The organism is Paraburkholderia sp. BR13439 (genome assembly GCF_040948805.1).
In the GTDB taxonomy this organism is placed as follows: domain Bacteria; phylum Pseudomonadota; class Gammaproteobacteria; order Burkholderiales; family Burkholderiaceae; genus Paraburkholderia; species Paraburkholderia youngii.
The window spans coordinates 153640-176584 of record NZ_JBFPKN010000002.1 but is presented as its reverse complement, the minus strand read 5'-3'; the positions used below and the strand labels follow the sequence as shown (position 1 = coordinate 176584).

Annotated in this window: 16 protein-coding genes; 7 read left to right on the top strand and 9 right to left on the bottom strand. The window is 65.6% G+C overall.

Translation table 11 applies throughout. The features are described 5' to 3' along the window. Positions 1-2: 2 nt before the first annotated feature. Both AB3X96_RS04715 and AB3X96_RS04710 read right to left on the bottom strand, forming a co-directional pair. The gene (locus AB3X96_RS04715) at positions 3-1274 is read right to left on the bottom strand and encodes an MFS transporter (RefSeq protein ID WP_368589063.1); all 1272 of its coding nucleotides are present in this window, start codon (positions 1272-1274) and stop codon (positions 3-5) included. A 131-nt stretch (positions 1275-1405) separates the two neighbouring features. Beyond that, a complete protein-coding gene (locus tag AB3X96_RS04710; RefSeq protein ID WP_368588780.1) occupies positions 1406-2281 on the bottom strand; it encodes a helix-turn-helix domain-containing protein in 876 nt (291 codons plus the stop codon). A 227-nt stretch (positions 2282-2508) separates the two neighbouring features. Here AB3X96_RS04710 and AB3X96_RS04705 point away from each other — a divergent pair, with 227 nt between their 5' ends. Beyond that, positions 2509-3525: an alcohol dehydrogenase gene (locus AB3X96_RS04705; protein WP_176385741.1), complete on the top strand. Its 1017-nt coding sequence runs from the start codon at positions 2509-2511 to the stop codon at positions 3523-3525. A gap of 134 nt (positions 3526-3659) precedes the next feature. On the opposite strand, the gene katG is transcribed toward AB3X96_RS04705, so the two are convergent. Next, positions 3660-5918, bottom strand: coding sequence for a catalase/peroxidase HPI (gene katG, locus AB3X96_RS04700; protein WP_368588779.1), 2259 nt, complete (start codon positions 5916-5918; stop codon positions 3660-3662). A gap of 545 nt (positions 5919-6463) precedes the next feature. On the opposite strand from katG, the gene AB3X96_RS04695 reads away from it, so the two are divergent. The 5 genes from AB3X96_RS04695 to AB3X96_RS04675 all read left to right on the top strand — a co-directional run bounded on the left by AB3X96_RS04695 (position 6464) and on the right by AB3X96_RS04675 (position 14221). Further along, complete coding sequence (locus AB3X96_RS04695; protein WP_368588778.1) at positions 6464-7708, top strand: tyrosine-type recombinase/integrase; 1245 nt, start codon at positions 6464-6466, stop codon at positions 7706-7708. A 174-nt stretch (positions 7709-7882) separates the two neighbouring features. Further along, complete coding sequence (locus tag AB3X96_RS04690) at positions 7883-8461, top strand: hypothetical protein (protein ID WP_368588777.1); 579 nt, start codon at positions 7883-7885, stop codon at positions 8459-8461. 437 nt (positions 8462-8898) lie between these two features. Next, a complete protein-coding gene (locus tag AB3X96_RS04685) occupies positions 8899-9492 on the top strand; it encodes a DUF2760 domain-containing protein (RefSeq protein ID WP_368588776.1) in 594 nt (197 codons plus the stop codon). Continuing rightward, complete coding sequence (locus AB3X96_RS04680) at positions 9489-11348, top strand: Hsp70 family protein (RefSeq protein ID WP_368588775.1); 1860 nt, start codon at positions 9489-9491, stop codon at positions 11346-11348. Before AB3X96_RS04685 ends, AB3X96_RS04680 begins: the two co-directional genes overlap by 4 nt. Further along, positions 11345-14221 (top strand): Hsp70 family protein, encoded by a 2877-nt coding sequence (locus AB3X96_RS04675; protein ID WP_368588774.1) that lies wholly within the window; start codon positions 11345-11347, stop codon positions 14219-14221. Before AB3X96_RS04680 ends, AB3X96_RS04675 begins: the two co-directional genes overlap by 4 nt. Here AB3X96_RS04675 and AB3X96_RS04670 read toward each other — a convergent pair. Continuing rightward, positions 14218-14496, bottom strand: a complete 279-nt coding sequence (locus AB3X96_RS04670) for a hypothetical protein (protein WP_368588773.1) — start codon at positions 14494-14496, stop codon at positions 14218-14220. The two genes, AB3X96_RS04675 and AB3X96_RS04670, sit on opposite strands and share 4 nt — an antisense overlap. A 141-nt stretch (positions 14497-14637) precedes the next feature. Next, entirely contained in the window at positions 14638-15480 is an 843-nt protein-coding gene (locus tag AB3X96_RS04665; protein WP_368588772.1) for an EamA family transporter, read from the bottom strand. 121 nt (positions 15481-15601) lie between these two features. Between AB3X96_RS04665 and gcvA the strand changes: the two genes are divergently transcribed. Then, positions 15602-16492 carry a transcriptional regulator GcvA gene (gene gcvA, locus AB3X96_RS04660; protein ID WP_368588771.1) on the top strand — a complete coding sequence of 297 codons (891 nt, stop codon included), beginning with the start codon at positions 15602-15604 and terminating at the stop codon, positions 16490-16492. Between the two features lie 78 nt (positions 16493-16570). Here the strand turns inward: gcvA and AB3X96_RS04655 are convergent, their stop codons facing one another. From AB3X96_RS04655 to AB3X96_RS04640, 4 genes are all read right to left on the bottom strand, one after another. Further along, complete coding sequence (locus AB3X96_RS04655) at positions 16571-18700, bottom strand: D-(-)-3-hydroxybutyrate oligomer hydrolase (RefSeq protein WP_368588770.1); 2130 nt, start codon at positions 18698-18700, stop codon at positions 16571-16573. A 200-nt stretch (positions 18701-18900) separates the two neighbouring features. Then, positions 18901-20724, bottom strand: a complete 1824-nt coding sequence (locus tag AB3X96_RS04650) for an FAD-dependent oxidoreductase (RefSeq protein WP_368588769.1) — start codon at positions 20722-20724, stop codon at positions 18901-18903. Positions 20725-20761: 37 nt separating this feature from the next. Next, positions 20762-21256: a RidA family protein gene (locus AB3X96_RS04645; protein WP_368588768.1), complete on the bottom strand. Its 495-nt coding sequence runs from the start codon at positions 21254-21256 to the stop codon at positions 20762-20764. A 104-nt stretch (positions 21257-21360) separates the two neighbouring features. Further along, positions 21361-22914 (bottom strand): transporter substrate-binding domain-containing protein, encoded by a 1554-nt coding sequence (locus AB3X96_RS04640; RefSeq protein WP_368588767.1) that lies wholly within the window; start codon positions 22912-22914, stop codon positions 21361-21363. Between the last annotated feature and the right edge of the window lie 31 nt (positions 22915-22945).

Sequence of the window (22945 nt, the reverse complement as noted above, 5' to 3'; positions counted from 1 at the left end):
AGCTACGAAAACAACGCCGACGCGTCGATGTCGGTCATTTTCTCGAGTTCGTCGCGGCGCGTATCGCACGCTCGCCTGATCGTCGCGCCTTGGGCGATCCACACGGCCAGCGAAATGAACGCGAGGCTACCGAGCGCAATGAATGCCGTCGGGTAGCCGAAGCGGCTGGCGAGCCATCCGCCGAGCAGTGGACTCAGGCAACCGCCGGCGGCTTCCACGCTTTGCACCGCGCCCTGACCGAGGTTCACCCGCCCGCTGCCATGCAACAGGTGCACGACGAGAGCCGGGATCGCGACGCTTTGCAGCCCGGAGCCCAGACCGTCGAAGATTTGCACCGGCACGATCCCCCACTCGGCCGTGATCCATGCCGCGCTCAAGCCGCGCAGCGGCAGCGTGATCAGCGTCGCGAGGATGACCCACCAGAAACCCCAGCGGCGGATCGCGCGGCTCGCGTAGACAGCCGCGCACAGCATCACGAGCTGGGAAATGATGATATTGGCCGCCGTGATCGCGCTGGCGTCGCGGTGGTGTGCCGCCGCTTGCGCAAGGCTGTAAAGCGGCAGCAGCGTGGAATTGCCGAGGCTGAAGGCGGCCAGCGCGAGCGCGAGCAACAGCAACGGGCGGCAGCGGATCAGCGCGCGCACGCTGTCCGCGCGCACCTGCGAGCGATCCTTGTCGTCCTCGTGCGCGAGGCCGCGCGCATAGTGCCGATGCACCGCGCGCGCGGGAATCAGCAACACGGAGACAATGCACGCGATGCCGAACGCCGCCCCGAGCGCGAACACCCAGACGATACCGAGCCACCAGCCGATCGCGCCGGACAAAGCCGCCGCCACGATGTTGCCGGCGTGGTTCGCCACCTGGTTGCGGCCGTATTGCCGGTCGAAGTTTCTGCGGCCGGTCATGCCGAGCGTCAATCCCATCAGCGCGGTGCCCATGACCGAGCCCGCCACTGCCGTGGCGATCTGCGAGAACGCGATCGGCCAGTAGCCGCGCGAGAGCCAGATCACGCACGCGGCGGCGACCGTCAGCGCGCTTGCGGCAACCACCACCGCGCGCCGATGGTAAATGGCATCGACCAGCGCGCCAGCCGGGGCCGTCACGAACACGCTGACGATGGCCCCCAACGTCAGCACGGTGCCGATCATGTCGGGGCTCCATCCATGCGCTTGCAGATAGATGCCGAGAAAGGGTCCCGCGCCTGCCTGCACATCGGCTGCGAAGAAGCTGACTGCCAGTAAGGGGGTGGTCGGTTTCGTGTTGTGTTCTTCCAGTTTTTGGCGGGCGCGAGCGATGGGCTTCCATCGATCACGCGTCCGTCGGGATATGCGCAAGGCGATCAGCGCATATCCCGCTGAAGCATCGAGCGTGCCTGGGACTGCCTTGAAGGTCACTGCCTTTCAGTTCACGTCCATCGGTTTGCCGATATTGGAGGTTGCGGCAACGCATGCGTCGCAAGCAGTTGCTGATGGCGTGCTTCGGTGGCCTCGTCGGCGGGAAACATGGATTCGATGCGCAGTTCCTGCGCGGCCACGTTTTGCGGTGTACCCACGGTCGTGACCATCGAGAAATAGCGCAGCACCACGCCTTCGCTGATGAAGCCGAGTGGAATCATCGGCAGCGTCGCGGGCGTCGTGGAAGAGCCATGATGCGTCTTCCAGTCGCGTGGCACATCGGGATACGCAAGCAGTTCATCGAGTAGACGCTTCGTGTGGGCACCGATGACATGACCCACCGATTCACGATACACGCGTTGCAGCAGGCTTCTCGCGACCTCATCCCAATCGGCCACGAACGGACGCATGCCGAGCGGATCGAAGATCAGATGCAGCATGTTGCGCGGGCCTTCGCGCGCAGCCATGTCGATGAAGCAGTTGAAAAAGCGCGGCGCCGCGTCGTTGCTCATCAGCACGTTCCAGTCGCGGTCCATCACGAGCGCCGGAAACGGCTCATGCTGACGCACGACCCGTTCGAGCGCGCGAACCACGCCGTTCATCTCTTGCGCATTCCACGGCGCTTCCGAATAGACCGGTGCGTAACCGGCGGCAAGCAGCAGCGCATTACGCTCGCGCAGCGGCACGTCGAGAGTTTGCGCAAGCGTCAGCAGCGTGTCGCGGCCCGGCACGCTGCGCCCGCTTTCGATGAAGCTGATCTGCCGCTGCGAGAAGCCGGCCTCGAGCGACAGATCGAGCTGACTCACGCCGCGCACGTCACGCCAATAGCGCAACAGACTACCGAGATCGCCCGGCTGCACTTTCGGATCGTGACTCGTGACGTTCATCGCATTGCCCTCCTTTTAATGGACTGAAAAGAACTGCTGCGCGCCATCGAATTGGCGGCGCAATAGCCGAAGATTAGCGGCGCCCGCGCGGCGCGCCAATTACATCGGATGTCATCGTCATCGGCCAATTGACGGCGGCTTCTTTCTGGCGACCCGCCTGGGCGCGGACTATGATGTTTGAGTTTGTTCCCCTCTTGTCCCGTTCACCACTGGAAAGGAAGAACATCATGCCCACGATGAAAGCAGTCGAAGTGAAGCAGGCAGGCGGCCCGCTCGAACTGGTCGAACGTGAAGTGCCCGAGGCGGGCGCGGGTCACGTGCGCATCAGGATTCAGGCTTGCGGCATCTGTCATAGCGATGTGATGACCAAGGACGGGCTGTGGCCGGGCCTCGCCTATCCGCGCGTGCCCGGTCATGAGATCGCGGGCGTGATCGATTCGCTCGGTGCGGGTGTCGAGGGCTGGCAGGTCGGGCAGCGTGTCGGGGTCGGCTGGCACGGCGGGCACTGCGGCAAATGCGAACACTGCCGCCGGGGCGACTTCGTGCTGTGCAAGTTTGCGCTGATCCCCGGCATCAGCTACGACGGCGGCTACGCCGAATATATGGTGGCCCCGGTCGAAGCGCTGGCGCGCATTCCCGACGATCTGTCCGATGTCGATGCCGCGCCGCTGCTGTGCGCGGGCATCACGACCTTCAACGCGATACGCAATAGCGGCGCGCGCGCCGGCGACGTGGTCGCGATTCTCGGTATCGGCGGCCTCGGTCATCTCGGCGTGCAGTTCGCGCGCAAGATGGGCTTTCGTACGGTGGCGATCGCGCGCGGTCAGGACAAGGCCCCGCTCGCGCAGCAACTGGGCGCGCATCACTACATCGACAGCAAAACGGAAAACGTCGCCGAGAAGCTCCAGGCACTGGGCGGCGCGAAGCTGATCCTCGCCACGGTGACGAGCGGCAAGGCGATGACCGCCACGCTCGGCGGTCTCGGCCTGAACGGCAAGCTCGTGATGGTCGGCGTTTCCGAAGAGCCGATCGAAGTGCCGATCGTGCAGTTCATCATGGGACGCAACTCGGTGCAAGGCTGGCCCTCCGGCACCTCGGCCGATTCGCAGGACACACTCGCGTTCAGCGCGCTCACCGGCGTCAAGCCGATGATCGAGGAGTATCCGCTCGCCGAGGCCGCGCAGGCCTACGACCGCATGCTGAGCGGACACGCGCGTTTCAGGGTGGTGCTGAAGATGATCTGAGTGGATGCCAGGGAAGGAGACGAAGAAAAAACGCGATTGCCGGCATCCCGGCAATCGCGCTCGATGACTACTCAAAGCTACCTTCAAACACTGTGTCGGCGCGGCAATGAACCACGCGCGCCGCAGTGGCTGGATCAAGCCAGATCGAAACGATCCAGATTCATCACCTTGACCCACGCGGCAATGAAGTCGCGCACGAACTTCTCCTTACCGTCCTCGCTCGCGTAGACCTCGCTCAAGGAGCGCAGCACCGAGTTCGAGCCGAACACCAGATCGACACGGGTACCCGTCCACTTGACCTCGCCGGTCTTCGCGTCGGCGCCTTCGAACGTTTCCGCGGCCTCCGACACCGGCGTCCATTCCGTACCCATATCGAGCAGGTTACGGAAGAAGTCGTTGGTCAGCGTTTCCGGTTTGTCCGTCAGCACACCTTCCTTGCCACCGCCCACCTTCAGCACGCGCAGGCCGCCGATCAGCGCCGTCATCTCGGGCGCCGTCAACGTCAGCAGTTGCGCCTTGTCGATCAGCAGCTTCTCCGCCTCCACCGGGAACTTGCCGCCCAGATAGTTGCGGAAGCCGTCGTGGACCGGCTCGAGCGCGCCGACCGATTGGACGTCAGTCTGATCCTGCGACGCATCCATGCGACCCGGCGAGAACGGCACCGTCACCTGCTGCCCGGCGTTCTTCGCGGCCTGCTCGATGCCGGCGCCACCCGCCAGCACGATCAGATCGGCGAGCGAAATCTTCTTGCCGCCGGACTGCGCACCGTTGAACTCGCTCTGGATGCCTTCGAGCACCTTCAGCACCTTCGCGAGCTCGGCCGGCTGGTTGACTGCCCAGTCCTTCTGCGGCGCGAGCCGGATGCGTGCGCCGTTGGCGCCGCCGCGCTTGTCCGAGCCGCGGAACGTCGAGGCCGATGCCCACGCGGTCGTGACCAGCTGCGACACCGACAGTCCGGACGCGAGGATCTTCTGCTTCAGCGCCGCGACGTCCTTGTCGTCGACGAGCGGGTGATCGACGGCCGGAATCGGGTCCTGCCACAGCAGTTCTTCGGCCGGCACTTCCGGGCCCAGATAGCGGGCGCGCGGACCCATGTCGCGGTGCGTGAGCTTGAACCACGCGCGCGCGAACGCGTCGGCGAACTCGTCCGGGTTGTCCATGAAGCGCCGCGAGATCTTTTCGTAGATCGGGTCGAGGCGTAGCGACAGGTCGGTCGTCAGCATCGTCGGCAGCAGTTTTTTCGACGGGTCGTGCGCATGCGGGATCGTGGGCTCCGCGCCCTTCGCAACCCACTGATTCGCGCCGGCCGGGCTCTTGGTCAGCTCCCACTCGTGGCCGAACAGGTTGTGGAAATAGCCCATGCCCCACTGCGTCGGCGTCGAGGTCCACGTGACTTCGATACCGCTCGTGATCGTGTCGCCACCCTTGCCGGTGCCGAAGCTGTTGCGCCAGCCGAGCCCCATCTCCTCGAGACCGGCACCTTCCGGTTCCGGACCGACGTTCTCGGCGGGCCCCGCGCCGTGCGTCTTGCCGAAGGTGTGGCCACCGGCGATCAGCGCGACCGTTTCCTCGTCGTTCATCGCCATGCGGGCGAACGTTTCGCGGATGTCGACCGCCGCGGCGAGCGGATCGGGATTACCGTCCGGGCCTTCCGGGTTCACGTAGATCAAGCCCATCTGCACCGCGCCGAGCGGGTTTTCGAGGTTGCGTCCGGGCGGATCCGTGCGGCTCTTTTCGGTGCCGTGCAGTTCCTCGTCGGCGACCAGCACGCCTTCGTCGTCTTCCCTGCCGGCCGCGCCCTTGCCATAGCGCACGTCGCCGCCGAGCCAGGTCTTTTCATTGCCCCAATAAACGTCCTGATCCGGTTCCCACGTGTCCTCGCGCCCGCCGCCGAAACCAAAGGTCTTGAAGCCCATCGTTTCCAGGGCGACGTTGCCGGTCAGGATCAGCAGATCGGCCCACGAAATTTTCTGGCCGTATTTCTGCTTGATCGGCCACAGCAGCCGGCGCGCCTTGTCGAGGCTCACGTTGTCCGGCCAGCTGTTGATCGGCGCGAAACGCTGCTGGCCGCGCCCTGCGCCGCCGCGACCGTCGCCGATGCGGTAGGTGCCGGCGCTGTGCCATGCCATACGGATAAACAGCGGTCCGTAGTGGCCAAAGTCAGCGGGCCACCACGGCCGCGAATCGGTCATCAGCGCGGCGAGGTCTTTCTTGATCGCGTCGTAGTCGAGGCTCTTGAATGCCTCGGCATAGTTGAAGTCCTTGTCTAGCGGATTGGAGCGGTTCGAATGCTGGTTCAGCAGGTCGACGCGCAATTGCTTCGGCCACCAGTCTCGAATGGTCGTCCCGCCGCCGGCGGTGTGGATGAACGGGCACTTTGCTTCGTTTGACATGCGTTCTCTCCTTTGGAGGATGTCTCCGTTGTCGATCGGAGTCGGTGCGAAGCACTTTCTCCAATCCCATGCAAGGTACTTGTTATGCGTTTGTCATCCTGTCAGGCGTCCGTGGCAATTTGACGATCGAGGAACCCGACAGTCGGCCGAATGATTCGGCAGTGCACTCATGAAATTCAGGGTTGAAGGAAACGCAGCCGGAGTCTCTAACAGATGACTCCGGCCGACGCGCCACTCCTATTCGAATATAGGCGAGGGCAAAGTTCAATAGAATTCGAATCCGGCAATGCCGGTAATAGATGGCGACTATAGCGGGCAACAATCGCGCGGCGCGCTCCATTACTGTATGCCGATCGATCGTCGCTGCGTCGAAGCTTGAGCGCGCCCCGCTGTTTTGCGCCAGGCGCGGTCTACTGTGTGATAGGGTTTCGCGTTTCGTCCGCAACAGAATGGGCACTGTTTTCTTTTCAGGCAAACGCTTCGGACAACGCCTGAGCGGAGCAGAATGACGCCAACCGGCGTGCGCCCGAGGAGTGTCCCGAACCGTGTCCAAAGCCGTGCCGAAAGCTGCCCCGAATGCTGAGCTCGCCACCGTCCAGCCCGTCGAATCGCTCGTCGTGCCGGAACTGCTCGATGGCCGCGACGGCACCAATCGCGGCGCGGCGGAAAACTCCCAGCTATCGGCGCGCAACGACCTCGACGCCGTGCGCGCGTGGCTCTCCAATTACGCCGACACCAAGACCACCTTCGACAACTACCGCAAGGAAGCCGAGCGGCTGCTGCTGTGGGCCGTCGTGCAGCTCGGCAAGCCGCTGTCGTCGCTGACGCACGAGGATCTGCTGCTGTTCAAAGCGTTCATCGCCGATCCGCAGCCGGCCGCGCGCTGGGTGTCGGCGAACGGCGGCAAGTACGCGCGCGGCGACGCGCGCTGGCGGCCGTTCAACGGGCCGCTGTCGCCGGCCAGCCAGCGCCAGGCGCTGATCATCCTGAACGCGATGTTCACGTGGCTCGTCAACGCGGGCTATCTGCGCGGCAATCCGATGGCGCTGCTGCGACAGCGCGCGAAGCGCTCGGCGCCGCGCGTCACGCGCTATCTGTCGACGTCGCTGTGGGACGAAGTGAAACTGTTCGTGGAGCAGTTGCCGCAAGATACCGATGCGCAGCGCGCGTACTACGCGCGCTGCCGCTGGCTGACCACGCTGTTCTATCTGCAGGGCATGCGCATTTCCGAGGTCGCCGGCGGGCAGATGGGCCAGTTCTTCCGAAGGCTCGGCGCCGACGGTCAGGACCAGTGGTGGCTCGAAACGCTCGGCAAGGGCGACAAGGAGCGGATCGTGCCGGTGTCGGCCGAACTGGTTCAGGAACTGCGCAGCTACCGGACGCTGAATGGTCTCGCCGCGCTGCCCACCCGCGCCGAGGAAACCCCGCTCGTGCTGCCCTTCAAGGGTCGCAACCGCTGCCTGTCGCGCTCGGCGATTCACGACGCGATCAAAGGCATCTTCGCGGGCGCGGCGATGTGGCTGCGCGCGCGCGGCGCCGAATTCGCCGATCGCGCCGACGAACTCGAGCGCGCGTCGGCGCACTGGCTGCGGCATACGGCCGGTTCGCACCAGGCGGACGGCGGCGTCGATCTGCGCACGATCCGCGACAATCTCGGCCACGTGTCGCTGAATACGACCAGCCTTTATCTGCACACCGAGGACGACGCGCGCCATACCGAGACCGTCAATCGGCACCGGATGAACTGGCACGACGCGAAGTCTAAAGAAGGCAATCCGGGCGGCAATTAAGCGCGGATCGGAGCCCCGGCTGCGCACGCAATGGCGCATGCGTTTTCGCCTGCGCGGTTTTCGCCTGCGCATCCATCAACTAATTTTCCCGACCAGCGATTCGTATCTCAAGAACGCAAAACGCGTGGCCGTTAAAAGGGCGTCGCTCGACAAATAAACAAGACAAACCGGGGAATGAAGTTGAAAAAGATCACCAAGGCGCTGTTGGCGTCGGCTGCGTGCGCGAGCTTTCTCGCGGGCTGCGCGACCAGTGGGCAAGGCCAGCTCGTCAGCGCCCCGAACCGCCCTACCGAAGCGACCGTGACCGCGTATCAGCCGTTGCCCACCGATGTGTACGTCGCGAATGTGGTCGACCGCGACGTGGTATTCGTCGGCGGCGATACGTATATCTGGGTCGTCGGCCGGGACGGCGTCCGGCAGCGCCAGTTCTATGCGCATGGCGATCGTCGCGCGGAGGTTTTCCATCGCCGTGAGGAGTTGCGTCGCGTGATGGCGAGCCATGACGGTCATCTGCCGGGGTATCCGGGTGACGCGCGTGCGCCGCTCGCGCGCCCAGCCGGTCCCTCGCCGGCGATGGCCGCGCACGGAGAGCCGCCGCGCGCCCACAGGCACGCCGCCGGGCCGCTCAGGCCTGCGCGCGTGACAGCCGCGCACGGGCAACCGCGCCGTGCCAACATGAAAGTCGCTGGGCCGGTCAGGCCCGCGCCGGCACCATCGGGCAAGCGGGTGCCAAAAGAGCCGAGAAACTCGTAACGTCGCCGACATGCGCATCATCGCGTAAGCGGCAAGACTGGGCGGGGAGCGGCTGGCAAGCGGCCGGCCTCTCGCGCCGGTCCGCCAGCAGCAAGCCGAAACCCGCTCCCAAAGTAGCTCCGCACACCGCCCCTTCCCCCCAACTCCCCGCCAATCCCACCCCATTGCCCGCTAGAATTGCCGGCTTTGCCCGCGTCGGGCGCGCCGCAAGGCAAAATACGGGTTTTGCGCGCACCGCACGCGCGGCCGACCCGGTCGCAAAGCGTCCTGGACCGTCCTGCGGCCCGGCGGTTGCATGATCATCGCCCAGGGCTCGCGCCCCCGGCCGCGCGCCGACCCGCAACATCACAGCCGCGCCCGGCCCGTCAGCTTCGCTGCCCGGCGCACGTGGCGCGGCGAGGACCGCTCGTCCCTAACAGAGCAGATCAGGAGCCTTTATGAGCGATTCGAACCCATCCTTCCTCGGCCGGATTTCCCTGGCCGTGGGCACGTTTTTCAGCATTCTCGGCAGTGGCGAGTTCGCCGCCGACGTGCTGCGCCTGCGCAACGGCGAAAAGTTCGGCGCGGCCCCGGCGCCCGCCCCCGCCGCCGCGGCAACCCCGGCACCCGCCCCGCAACCGAAGCCGCAACCCGCGCCGGTGCTGAAGGAGGCCACCCCCGACGCCGCGCTGCAACTGCTCGGCCTGCTGCAACGCGACGCGCGCTTCATCGATTTCGTCGAGGAAGACATCAAGGCCTATAGCGACGCCGACATCGGCGCGGCCGCGCGCCTCGTGCACGAAGGCTGCCGCGCGACGCTGCGCGAGCACTTCACGATCCGCCCGGTGCGCGACGAAGCCGAAGGCAGCCGCGTGACGCTGCCCGCGGGCTTCGACGCGAGTTCGGTGCGTCTGACCGGCAACGTGGTCGGCAGCGCGCCGTTTAGCGGCAGCATCAGCCATCGCGGCTGGCGCGTCGACGAGGTGCGTCTGCCGAAGCTCGCGGACGGCCATAACGCGAAGGTCATCGCACCGGCGGAGGTGGAGCTATGAGCGACGTACGCTATTCCATCGGCATCGACCTCGGCACCACGCACTGCGCGCTGTCCTACGTGGACACGCACGCGAGCGACGGCGAGAAAACCACCCAGGAGGTGCTGTCGATCGCGCAGCTGACGGGCCCCGGCGCAATCGACACTCTGCCGCTCTTGCCATCGTTCCTGTACCTGCCGCATCCGGACGAACTGGCCTCCGGCGACCTGTACCTGCCGTGGACCGGCCAGCGCGAATTCGCGGTCGGCGAATTCGCGCGCAATCGCGGCGCCGGCACGCCGATCCGGCTCGTGTCGAGCGCGAAAAGCTGGCTGTGCCATCCGGGCGTCGACCGTCGCGCGGGCATTCTGCCGAACGACGCGCCGCCCGAAGTCACACGCGTGTCGCCGCTCGAAAGCTCGGTGCGTTATCTGACGCACCTGCGCGAGGCGTGGGACCACGCGCATCCGGACGCGCCGTTCGGCGAGCAGGACGTCACGGTGACGATCCCCGCGTCGTTCGACCCGGCCGCGCGCGAACTGACCGCGGAAGCGGCCGAGGCCGCCGGCTTCACGCGCATGACGCTGCTCGAAGAGCCGCAGGCGGCGCTCTATAGCTGGATCCAGAAGAGCGGTGGCCAGTGGCGCAAGCAGGTCAAGGTCGGCGACATCATCCTCGTCGTCGACGTCGGCGGCGGCACCACCGACCTGTCGCTGATCGCGGTGATCGAGCGCGACGGCAATCTCGAACTGCATCGCGTCGCGGTCGGCGATCACATCCTGCTCGGCGGCGACAACATGGACCTCGCGCTCGCGCACGTGGTCGCGCGCAAGCTCGCCGCGCAGGGCACCCAGGCCGACGCGTGGCAGCTGCGTGCGCTGACCTACGCTTGCCGCGCGGCGAAGGAAACCCTGCTCAGCGACCCCGCGACCGACACCGTGCCGCTCGTCGTGCCGAGCCGCGGCTCGAAGCTGATCGGCGGCTCGATCCGCACCGAGCTGACGCGCGCCGAGCTCACGCAGACGATCCTCGACGGCTTTTTCCCGCAGGTCGACAGCGCCGCGCGTCCGGTGAGCCGCGCGCGGGTGGGTCTGACGCAGCTCGGTCTGCCCTATGCGCAGGACGCGGGTATCACGCGGCATCTGGCGGCGTTCCTCGGCCGTCAGGTCGCCGCGCTCGCCGAACTCGAAGGGCTCGGTGAAGCTGCGGCCAATGCCGCCGCGCAAAACGCGAGCTTTCTGCATCCGACCGCGGTGCTGTTCAACGGCGGCGTGTTCAAGTCGACGCTGCTGGTCGAGCGCATCATGAGCACGCTGAACGGCTGGCTCGCGGCCGAAGGCGCGGCGAGCGCGCGACTGCTCGAAGGCGCGGACCTCGATCTGGCGGTCGCGCGCGGCGCGGCCTACTACGGCTACGTGCGACGCGGCCGCGGCGTGCGCATTCGCGGCGGCACCGCGCGCGCGTACTACATCGCGATCGAATCGGCGATGCCGGCCGTGCCCGGCCTCGAGCCGCCGGTGCAGGCGCTGTGCGTCGCGCCGTTCGGCATGGAAGAAGGCACCGACGCCGAGCTGCCCGCGCAGGAGTTCGGGCTGGTCGTCGGCGAGCCCGTGCATTTCCGCTTCTTCGGCTCGTCGGTGCGTCGTCAGGATCAGGTCGGCACGCTGCTCGAATACTGGGGCCCCGAGGAGTTGCAGGAACTCGAGGAAATTCAGGCGACGCTGCCGGCGGCCGGCCGCACCGCCGGTGAAGTCGTGCCGGTGAAGCTGCACGCGCGCGTGACCGAAGCGGGCACGCTCGAACTGGAGGCGATCCCGCGCGGCTCCGACGAGCGCTGGAAAGTCGAATTCGATGTGCGCGGCAACCCGAATGCGTGATTGACATGAAGCGGTACAGCGTCGGCATCGATCTCGGCACCAGCAACACGGTGCTCGCATACGCGGAAGCCGGCTCGCAGCAGATTCGCGTGTTCGAGATCGAGCAGTTGGTGAGCCCCGGCGAGGTCGCCGCGCGGCCGCTGTTGCCGTCGGTGCGCTATCAGGCGGCCGACGGCGAGCTGAGCGCGGCCGATCTGCAGTTGCCGTGGTCCGCTGCGCGCGCGGCGTCCGGCCAGGGCATACACGCCGGGCAGCCGGTCGTGGTCGGCCGGCTCGCGCGGCTGCTCGGCGCGCAGGTGCCCGGGCGGCTCGTTGCGAGCGCGAAAAGCTGGCTGTCGCACGCGTCGGTCGATCGCGTCGCGCCGATCCTGCCGTGGGGCGCGCCCGACGACGTCCGCAAGATTGCTCCGCTCGACGCGAGCGCGAGCTACCTCGCGCACGTGCGGGCCGCGTGGAACCAGCACTTTTCGAAGGCGCCGCTCGAACAGCAGGACGTCGTGCTGACGGTGCCCGCGTCGTTCGACGAAGGCGCGCGTGCGTTGACCGTCGAAGCGGCGCGGCTTGCGGGGCTGCCGTCGCTGCGGCTGCTCGAAGAGCCGCAGGCCGCGTTCTATGACTGGCTGTTCCGGCATCGCGACACGCTTGCCGACGAGTTGGCCCACACCCGGCTCGTGCTGATTTGCGACGTCGGCGGCGGCACCACCGATCTGACGCTGATCGAAGTCGGCCTGACCGACGACGGCGAGCCGCGCCTGACGCGGGTCGGTGTCGGCAATCACCTGATGCTCGGCGGCGACAATATGGACCTCGCGCTCGCGCATCTGGTCGAGGCGCGGCTGTTGGGTGGTGCCGGTGGCGCTGGGCAGGCGCCGCAGCGGCTGTCGGCTGCGAGCCTGTCGCAGCTGGTCGAGCGATGCCGCGTCGCGAAGGAGCAGTTGCTCGGCGCGCAGGCGCCCGAGGCGGCGCCGGTGACGCTGCTCGGCGCCGGCTCGAAGCTGATCGGCGGTGCGCGCACCACCCAGGTCACGCGCGACGAGGTCGAGAAGCTCATCGTCGATGGATTCTTTCCCCGCGTCGCCGCAGATCAACGACCGGGCCGCCCGCGCGGCGCGATCGTCGAATTCGGCCTGCCGTACGCGACCGATGCGGCGGTCACGCGGCATATCGCGGCCTTTCTCGAACGCTTCGCCGCGCAGTCGCGCAAGGCCCTCGGCGCGCACTCCAGCACGCCGGAGCCATCCGGCACAGCCGCCCTGCCCGTTCCCGACACGCTGCTGCTCAACGGCGGCGTGTTCCGCGCCGACGCGCTATCGCGGCGTCTCGCCGACACGCTCGGCGGCTGGCGCGGCGCGCCGCTCCATGTGCTGCACAACGACAACCCCGACGTCGCGGTCGCGCGCGGCGCGGTCGCCTATACGCTCGCGCGCGCCGGTTTCGCGCCGAAAATCGGCGGTGGTTCGCCGCGCAGCTATTTTCTGGTGCTCGACGAAACGCCTGCCGGCAAAGACGTTGCCGAGCCGGACGCAGCGCCCGCGCAACGCGGCATCTGCCTGCTGCCGCGCGGCACCGAGGAAGCTCACGAGATTCTGATCGAGGATCGCACGTTCGCACTGCGGCTCGGACATCCGGTGCGCTTTCACCTGGTGTCGTCTAGCGCGGACACCGCATATCAGCCTGGCGAGCTGGTCGATCTCGCGGGCGGCGACTTCGTGCGCCTGCCGCCGATCGCGACGATCGTCCAGCCACGCGACGGCCAGCGCGCCCGCGAAACCGCGGTGCGCATCGCGACGTCGCTGACCGAGGTCGGCACGCTCGACGTGCATTGCATCGAGCTCGACGATCCATCGCAACGCTGGCTGCTCGAATTCCAGCTGCGCCACGGCGACGCGCAAGTAGACCTATCCGCCGATGGCGCGCCGCAACGCCACCCGGCGCTCGATCGCGCGATCGAACTGATCGACCGTTGCTTCGGCGCCCGCGCGCATAACGTCGACCCGAAGGAAATCAAACGCCTGCGCGCGCAGCTCGAACATCTACTCGGTCCGCGCGATGGCTGGGGTAGCGCATTGCTGCGCGAGCTGTTCGGCGCGCTGTGGGAACGCGCGCGGCGCCGGCGCCGCTCCGCCGATCACGAGCGGCTGTGGCTGAATCTGGCCGGCTATTGCGTGCGGCCCGGCTTCGGCTATCCGCTCGACGAATGGCGCGTCGAGCAACTGTGGACGCTGTTCGACGACGGCATTCAATACGTGACCGACAGCCAGGTGTGGTCCGAATGGTGGACGCTGTGGCGCCGCGCGGCCGGCGGTCTCGGCGAGGACGCACAGTTGCGCGTGCTCGACGCGATGGACTATCTGCAGAAGGCCGCGCAATCGCGTCACAAGCTGCCGTTCGATGTCGCGAAGACCGGCTTCGCCGATATGGTGCGCCTGTCCGCATCGCTCGAACGGATTCCGGCGGAACGCAAGATCGAACTCGGCGAGGCGGTGCTCACGCGCTTGAAAAAGCCCGCGGAAAACCATCAAAGCTGGTGGGCAGTCGGACGGATCGGCGCGCGCCAGCCGTTCTACGGCAGCGCGCACAGCGTCGTGCCACCCGAGGTCGCCGCGCAATGGCTCGACGCGATCCTCGCGCTCGACTGGAAGAAGGTCGACCCGGCCGCGTTCGCCGCGGTGCAGATCGCCCGCATGACCGGCGATCGCTCGCGCGATCTGCCCGACGAATTGCGCGCGAGCGTCGTGCGACGCCTCGAAGCGGCGAGCGCGCCGCGCGCCTGGATCACGATGGTCAGCGAAGTCGTCGCGCTCGATAACGCCGACGAAGGCCGCGTGTTCGGCGAATCGCTGCCGGTGGGGTTGAAGCTGATCGGCGGCTAGAGCGTTTGGCGCTGCGCGAAGCTCAGCACCGCTCGCGCCGCGTCCGGATTGTCACGGTCCTCGAGGCTTTCCGCGAGCAGAGCGCGAAAGACCGGCAACTTGTCCTTGCCGTATTGGAGCCCAAATTCGCACAGCACTTCGGCGATCGCCGCTTGCCGGCTGTCGGCGCCCAGCGTGCTCGAAATGTGCGAGCTGCCGCGCGCCAATTCGAGCAGATAGGTCGAGCGGTAACGGTTCTTTTCGGCCTGTCGGCCGAATCGGGGTCCACGGGGCATCGTTGTTTTTCTCTGCCATTGTCGAACCCGCTATCTATCAGTCAAAGCTGAAGGAAACCTTAGGACGAATCGCGCATGGTTTGCTTGCCACCCGTCACATCAAGGCAAGCCGGCGATGAACGACCCGCATCCTCTCTCTCGTCAAAGCCCCAGACATGCCGCTCCAGCCGCAACGACCAGGCAGGCGAGCCAGCGCCCGCCATTGACCGCTTCTCCAAGAAACACCCGCCCGATCAGCACCGCGAACACCACGCTGGTTTCGCGCAACGCCGACACCGCACCCATCGCGCCCGACTGCAGCGCCCAGATCACGATGCCATACGCCGCGATCGACACCAAACCGCCGACGAGCGACGAGCCCACCGACAGCGGCTCGGCACGTACCGGTGTCCATAGCGGCGCGAGGCCGCGCATTGCGACGAACAGCAGCGGCATCAGCCAATAGAACAGGAACATCCACGCGGTGTAGGTCAGCGGCTGACCGTCGGACAGTCTCACGCCGATGCCGTCGATCACGGTATAGAGCGCAATCGTCGCACCAGTCGTCAGCGCGCTCAGCACACCCGCGCGCGACACGTGCCGCCCCTGCAACGCGATCGCGATGATGCCGCCCGAGATCATCGCGATCCCGAGCGCGTGCAACGGGACGATCGCTTCACGCGCGAACAGCGCCGCGCCGAGCGTGACGAGCAGCGGCGACGAGCCACGCGCGATCGGATACGCGAGCGCCAGGTCGCTGCGTCGATACGACCGCACGAGGCTCACGTTGTAGAAGATATGCACGAGCCCCGATGCAACGAGGTAGGGCCAGCAGGCGCTGGCTGGCAACGGATTGACGAGGACGACGAGCGTGGAGACCGCCGCGATGGCGATGCTCATCCAGGTCATCGACAGGAACCGGTCGCGGTTGCCGTGCAGCATCGCGTTCCAGCTCGCGTGAAGCATCGCGGCAAAAAGCACGATGCCACCGATATAACTAAGCATGGGGTTTTGGGGCCGAGAGTGAGCGGGAATGGCATTAGCGGTACAACAGGAAGGATATCTATCTTGTCGTGGCCCCTCAAACCAGATAAATTGGCCGCCTGCGTTAGAAAAACTCTTGCAAATGAAACGGGCATTGCCTCCGCTCAATGCGGTACGGGCCTTCGAGGCTGCGGGCCGGCTCGGCAGCTTCAAGGAAGCCGCCGCGGAGCTGCACGTGACTCACGGCGCGGTGAGCCAGCAGGTGCGTCTGCTCGAGGAATGGCTCGGCGCCCCGTTGTTCGAACGGCACCACCGGCGCGTGACACTGACGGCGGCGGCGAAGGCCTATCTGGAGGAAATCGGCCCACTGTTCGAACAGCTGTCGCAGGCAACCGCGCGATACGGTGTGCCCGAAACGCTGTCGCGGACGCTATCCGTCAACGCGCCCGCGACATTCACGTTGCGCTGGCTGGTGCCGAGACTGGCGACATTCCGCGCCGAGCATCCCGACGTGGAGGTCAAGGTGGAGACGTCGAACGGACCGCTGGAGAGTCTGAAAGAGAGTTACGACATCGTCATCCGGGGCGGCCCGGACACGTTCTACGGCTATTCGATGCGGCCATTCCTGTCCGAGGAGAGGCTTCCAGTCTGCAGTCCTGCGCTCTTGCAGCGGGTGCCGCTTCGATCGCCGGACGACTTGCGGCAACACACGTTGCTGCACACCTCGAGTCTTCCGCGGCTTTGGCCCGACTGGCTGGCGAGCACGCAGCTTGCCGCGCTGAGGCCGGCCGCCACGTTGACATTCGATCACTTCTATCTGACCTTGCAGGCCGCCATCGACGGGATCGGCATCGCGATGGGACCGACCGCGCTGGTCTCCGACGATCTCGCCGCTGGCCGGCTCGTCGCGCCATTCGACGGTCCGCGTCTGCGGTCTCGCAGCTACTGCACTTACATTGCGGATGAGAAGTCTGGCGATGAACTGGTCGTGCAGTTCCGTTCGTGGCTCGAGCGCGAGGGGATGTGTTCTTGAGCGCAGACGTAGGTCATCTCACAGCAACGCGCACACAGGCGGGCGCCTGTGTGCGCGTATTGCTTCGGCACGCGCCGCTCAATTCGGCACGTTCACGGCGCCGTTCGTTGCGGAAATCGCATTGGCACCCGGGCTCGCCGCGATCGCCGGCAGGTTGGCCGTGGTCAGCGCCGGTGCGGCTCCTGGCGTGCCGCCGCGCGGTATCGTGTGGATCACTTGCGACGGCGGCAGCGGCGTGCCGTTCTTCAGATGCGCCCACATCAGGTTGAGCGCCTGAAGATTGTAGTAGTGCAACGGCACGAAACGCGTGTCGAAACCGGCGACGCCGAGGAACGCGTCAAAGTGCTGACCGTTCGTGACTTCGTAAAGCGCCAGCTTGCTCGCACCGCCCTCGGCCACCTGGTTCAAGCCGAGATACGGCCGCGACGCGTGGTTGATCGGCACCAGCGCATCCGCGCGTCCTTGCACGATGATGGTCGGCTTGCCATGCAGGTTCGCATTCACGCGGATTGCATCGACGCTGGCACTCAACGAACCGCTCGTCCACCGCGCGCGCAGGCATGCGGCGCCCGCGTAGCTCGCATCGGCGGTCGCGAGCCGATGATCGACCGCGCCCGAGGTGCCCGCGTTGTAGACGAGGTTGATGCCATTGGTCGGCGGCACGCCGTTGCCGTTGCCGAACACCGTCAGCATCGGCGAGACCGCCGGCGTCACGCCGGCTGCGCCCGTCGCGCTGGTGGTGCCGAAGCTGAAGTCGCACAGGTTGTCGGCGACGCTTGCACGCGCATATGCATTCGCATAGGTCACGGCGACGGCCGGCACTGCCTGCGAGTCCCACATCGGCGCTTGCAGCAGGTCCGAGTCCGTCTGATAGCCGTGCTGATGCAGCAGCGCGAGCGCATTGGTGGCCTGCGTCACCGTATCCGCTCCCGCGATCACACCGGCTGCCGCGAGCGACGCGCAGCGCGCGGTGCGCAGCGCGGTGGTGGTTGCGCTCGGCAGCGCGGTCAGATACGGCGCGCCGGCCGCGGCCGGCGCGAGTGCGGCGCACGGCTGCAGCAGGTTCGCGAGCGTCATGTAATCGGCGAGCGGTTCGCCGAACGCGCCGACCGGCACGCCGCCCTGCGCGACCGACACCTGCGACGTAAGCCGCATGTTGATCTGCGGTTCGCCGACCACCACTGCCGTGATGAGCCCCGACGTGTCCTGCTCGGCCGCAGCGAGCGACGCGCCGCCGCCGTTGCTGACCGACGCCGCGATCGTCGTGATGCTGCCGCTCGCATAGCGCACCGTGCGCGTCGTGCCATTCAACGCGCCGAACGAATCGTTGAGCGCCCAATACGCGAACTGGATCGCCTGCAACGTGTCCTTGCCCCAGTCCTGCTCGGGGTTCTGTTGCGAGTGCGCGTGCTTGAACGCATAGCGGTTCGGGAACTGCGCGTTGAATGTTGCCAGCGTGCTGCTGCCGAGCTTCGCGGTGAAGAGGCTTGCCTTGCCCGCTGTGCTCGCATCCTGCAACGTGCCGTCGATCAGCGTCACGCGATTCGTCGACAGCTCATGCGCGCCGTTGCCGCTGCCCTTGTCGGTGTAGGCCACGGCGCAGCCGCGCTTCAAGCCCCACTCGCCGGCCGCCGAAATCGCGCCGTACACGCCGCGCGAACCGGACGACGTCGCGGTGACGATGCACGGCTGGTCCGGATTGAAGCTGGTGGGAATCTGCACGAGCAGGCTCACGTTCTGCGCGCCGCTGCCGTCATCGGCATAGGCGAGGTATTCCTTGCCCGCGATCTTGCCTTCGCCCAGCGTGTCGTTGCCGTTCAGGTCGACGTTGGGGCCCCAGAAGCGTCCATAGCCGCCGTTCGCCGTCATATCGACGAGCGCCCGGTAGTTCGACCAGATCGCGAGACGCCGCAGTTCGGCGGCCGTTGGTTGCGCGGTATTCGCGATGGCCGGCGCCGTCGCCGAGGCGAGGCCGGTCTTGCCGAGGCCCGCGGTCAGCAGATCGTCGCTGTTGCCGTCATAAGATTTGGTCGTCACCGCGCTTTTGATGAAGCCTGGCAGCACGTTGTTCGGCGGCGGTGGATGCAGTCCGTCGTCGTTGCCGCTGCCGCAGCCGGCCAGCACGATCGCGGACGCCATCAGGCTCGCCGCGGTAGTGAGCCACCAAGGGTTGTGCATGGCCGCCGGGATCTTCTTCGGTGTTGTCATCTTTTCTGTCTCCGTCATTTATACGACGTTGTATTGGCAACGGCACCGAACTTATTACCGACTCCGCTTCATCAGTTCGCTAGAAAGAGATGCTTCGGATGCCGATGCATCGCTAGCGTGCATTGAGCTCTCGCCGGAGTCAATACACGCTCATACCGACACACAACGAGCATCAGGATTCGTTTGAAACAGCCGGCCGGCTAGTTGGAATCGGCCATGCGGGTGAACCCGTCGTCGCTCCAGGCTTCGGAGCCGACACCGTGACGAACGAAGAAAACTCCGTGCGGGTCATAACGTTTCTTGATCGACAGCAGACGCGCATAGTTGGCCCCCCAGTACGCGGCTTGCCAGTTTTGCTGAAAATAGCTGCTCTCAGCGACATAGGCGCCGTCTGCAGGTGCAATCTTCCTGAGTTCGTCAATGGCCAGACCGATCAGCTTCGCATCTCGCTGTGCCTTCGCAACGTCGGGCCCGTGATCGGTCAGACCGTCGAATGCCGGCGGCCCCTCGCTCGCGACGATGGCCAATGCGAACGACTCCGCCACGACTGGATTGACGGGCGTTTGCAAGCCGGCGGCAATCACATCGGCAGGGGCGCCGGCCAGCCCTTTCTGAAAATGAAGTTCGACAGGCCAATAGCGCGTAGCGCCCATCAGCGCATCGACGAGTTCGGGTTGGCGATCGCGCGTCAGCATTGCCGCAGGCAACCACAGCGAGTCGAAGCCGTGGATCACATGACCGGCCTCGGCGAGATTCTGTGTCCAGAAGAAATTGGCATCTGGCGCGCCGGGCCGGTCATCGAAACGGACCAGGCCGGGCACGTACCGCGCGAGCGCCTTGCCGTCCCAGCGTATCCTCCCCGGACCGGCGACGATCGATGGCGCGGCCGTCATGGTCAGGTCGTCCTGCAAGCCAATCCAGTCCCACAACGGCTGCCACAGCGTGGCGACCTCTTCTTTGCCGAGTCCCTGAAAACTCATGGCGATGCGCAAGCGCTTGCCCGGCAGCAGCGTGACGAGTTCACCCCAGTGGCGATTGCATAGGCTATCGGCGTAAAGCGCGACGAAGCGGCCCAGCAAGCGTTGGTATGCGAGATCCGAGCGTGCCACGACTGCGCAAGATACGAGACCGAACACCTCCGGCAGTTCGTGCGTGCGCAAGGTCAAACGGCTGACCACGCCGAAGGTGCCGCCGCCCCCGCCTTTCAAGGCCCAGAAAAGATCCGGTTCTCTTCGCGCGTTGACGACCCTGACCACACCGTCCGCGGTGACGACCTCCGCTTCGAGCAGTGAAGCCGACGCAATGCCGAATTGTTTGGAGTGCGTTCCAAAACCTCCCCCTTGAATCAGTCCTGCGACTCCCACTGTTCCACAACCGCCGCCCTGTACATATCGACCCACGCCGCCGGTAACGGCTTCATAGGTATGCATCCAGATCGCCCCTGCCCCCACGCTTACCGCGGGTCCGGGTGGAATGATCCCGTCACAACCGCTCGGAACGAAAGCATCGTGATTCCTGATGTCGTTCATCGCGCGTGTCCATATCATCATGGAGTCCGGTGCGTTCGAAGTGCCAAGATAGGAATGTCCCCCGCCGCGCACAACGACGCGAAGATTGCGTTCACGCGCGAAATTGACGGCCGCCGCCACATGTTCGACCTTTGTCGCCGCGACGACGTAGGCACTCGGTTCGGCTTGCCACGCGCCAACCCACTCGCAGGTTTGTGTCAAGACGGGACTATCGCCGATGAAGTACGGATTCTTGAGTTCACGGAAGAGCGCAAGGCACTCGGCGTTGTCGGGAGATTCGCGACAGAGCTCGAGTGGTGACTCCGGTCGGATCAGGTGGCCATCCACCTGCTGTTTCAGTCGCGCCCAGTCCGAAGGCGTGGGCCATCCCGGTTCGCCCGGACGTACGCGTCGCGGGGTCTGTGCAGCGTGAGCGGCATCGAGCCGAAGCAACGGCCAGACAGAGGGAAACAGCGGGACAGCCGCAAGCCACCTGATCAGATCACGACGCTTCACTGTGGCGCTCCTTCACCGCTTCGCTCGATGCAAGCGCTTAGGCGTCTCGTGGAACCAGTTCGACTTCACCCTCGATCTCCACGGGAATGTTAAAGGGCAGCTCGGCCATTCCCACCGCGCTGCGAGCGTGAGCGCCGCGCTCCTCGCCGAAGACAGCCAATATCAGTTCCGAGAAGCCGTTGATTACGGCGGGCTGCCGGTTGAATGCGGGTGCCGAATTGACCATGCCGAACACTCTCGTCCAACACGCGATGCGCTCCAGACTTCCGAGCTCGCGCTTCAGGCTGCCGAGAATAGCGAGCGCGGTGAGGCGAGCCGCCACGAACGCTTGCTCCTGCGAGACCTGACTCCCCACCTTGCCGAGTGGCTGGGCGAGCGAGCCGTCCGCGTTGGTCGGTCCATGGCCCGAGATGCAAGCCCTGTTGCCGACTACCCGCACCCATGGAAACGGAAGCGCCAGCCCCGCAGGAAGCTGCAATGGCTCCGGTAGGACGTAGCCAAGCGCGTGCAAGCGATCTTCAATGGTCGACATTTTCAGACTCCATGTGAATGCCCACCGGGTTCATTCGGGCGCACGCCTTGATGATCACGCAGCAGCGTCGCTGCGGTGACAGCGCTTTCAGACGAGCACTTCCCTTACGTTCCGCCCTGCTTGCGCATCTGCCCGATAGCGCGAGCCCGTGCCGCCTCGGCCTCCCGGACTAGCCGGTACGCAACATAATATTTGAAGACATTGCGCACGTACGTAGTGGGTTCGATGCCGATTTTCTCGGCGACTACGATTTCCACATTGTTGAACCACTTGTTCGGATCGAGACCGCGCGCCTGCGCCTCCTTGCGCATCCTGGCGATGTTTGCGGGTCCTGCGTTGTAGCTCGCGAATGCGAACAGCGAGCGGTCCCTTTCCGAGAAGTGAGCATCGGGGAAGTAACGGGCCATCAGCACGTCGAGATATTTCGCTCCCGCATGGACGTTGGACTCCGCCACCCTGATGTCGCCAACCGCAAGTTCCTTCCCCGTGGCTGGCATCAGCTGCATGATGCCGATTGCTCCAACGTGACTGCGCGCACTCTGGTTCAGCTGCGATTCCTGATAGCCCTGAGCCGCAAGCAGGAGCGGATCGAAGCCGTACTGCGCGCCGTATTTTTCGAAAAGGCCGACCGTCTGTTTGAATCGCTTCAGCTCCGCTGACTCCGTATTGTTGGAGATCTGCTTGATGCGCTTCATTTCCTGCTGCAGACGGACTTCCGCGACACTCTGCTTTTTCACGTAATTCAGGTAGAAGTCGTTGATCGCGTCCCGTAGCTTCGGGCTCTTGAGGCGGACCGCCCAGCCGATGTAGCCTGCGTCGCGCACCGCAATGTCGTTATGCACGACGATTCCCGGCAGTATCGGCGCCCATACCTTTGCCTTCCAGTCATCCACGACGAGGATCTGGACCAGCCCGGCATTGAGCATCTCCATCGCATCTTCGTCTTCTAGCGCGTCGGGCAGCGGTACGAGCTTCACGGGGACTTTGCGTTCCTTGGCAAACCGCGCATTCAACGCCTTCAGGCTCTCGTAGTAGCTGCTGCTGGGCCGCACATGGACGGTCTTGCCGGTCAGATCGTCGAGCTTCGCGAGGGTTGGCGACTTCGGCCCGGTCACGACCACTTCGCGTACTGCTGTCCGGTCACGCGGCGACACGAAGTCGACCTGCTTCAGGCGGGCCTCCGTGACCGTCAGATTGCCCGCGGCGATGTCGCCCCGGCCCGCTATCAGCCCTGGGAGCAACTGGTCGCGCGTCGTCGGAATGATGACCAGCGTGAGCGGACGTTTGCCGAGCGTCGCCTGGTATTTCCTGTTCAGATAACGCTCGAAGTCCCGCATCAGGCCGGCGGTCAGCCCTCGCTCGTGGCCTTGCTCATTCACATAGAGCGTTCGACTGTAGGGAACCAGTACGCGGATCAGCCGCCGGTCGAGCATGGCGTCGAAATCGCCGATGAACGGTTGATTGCCGAGATCGATATGGCGCGCAGCGGGAGTTGAGGCGGGGGCAACTGGGGCTGCCGGAACGGGAACGGCCGAAGAGGCGGCCGACGACGCGGCCGGCTGCGCAGCGGCAGTTTGGGCGGCGACGCACGTCGCAACGCCGACGGTCATGCCTGAGCAGAACGCCGCGATGAACAGCAACGTTTGAATGATGCGCATCGTAAAAAGCCCTGCTGCCGCACCCGGCGAC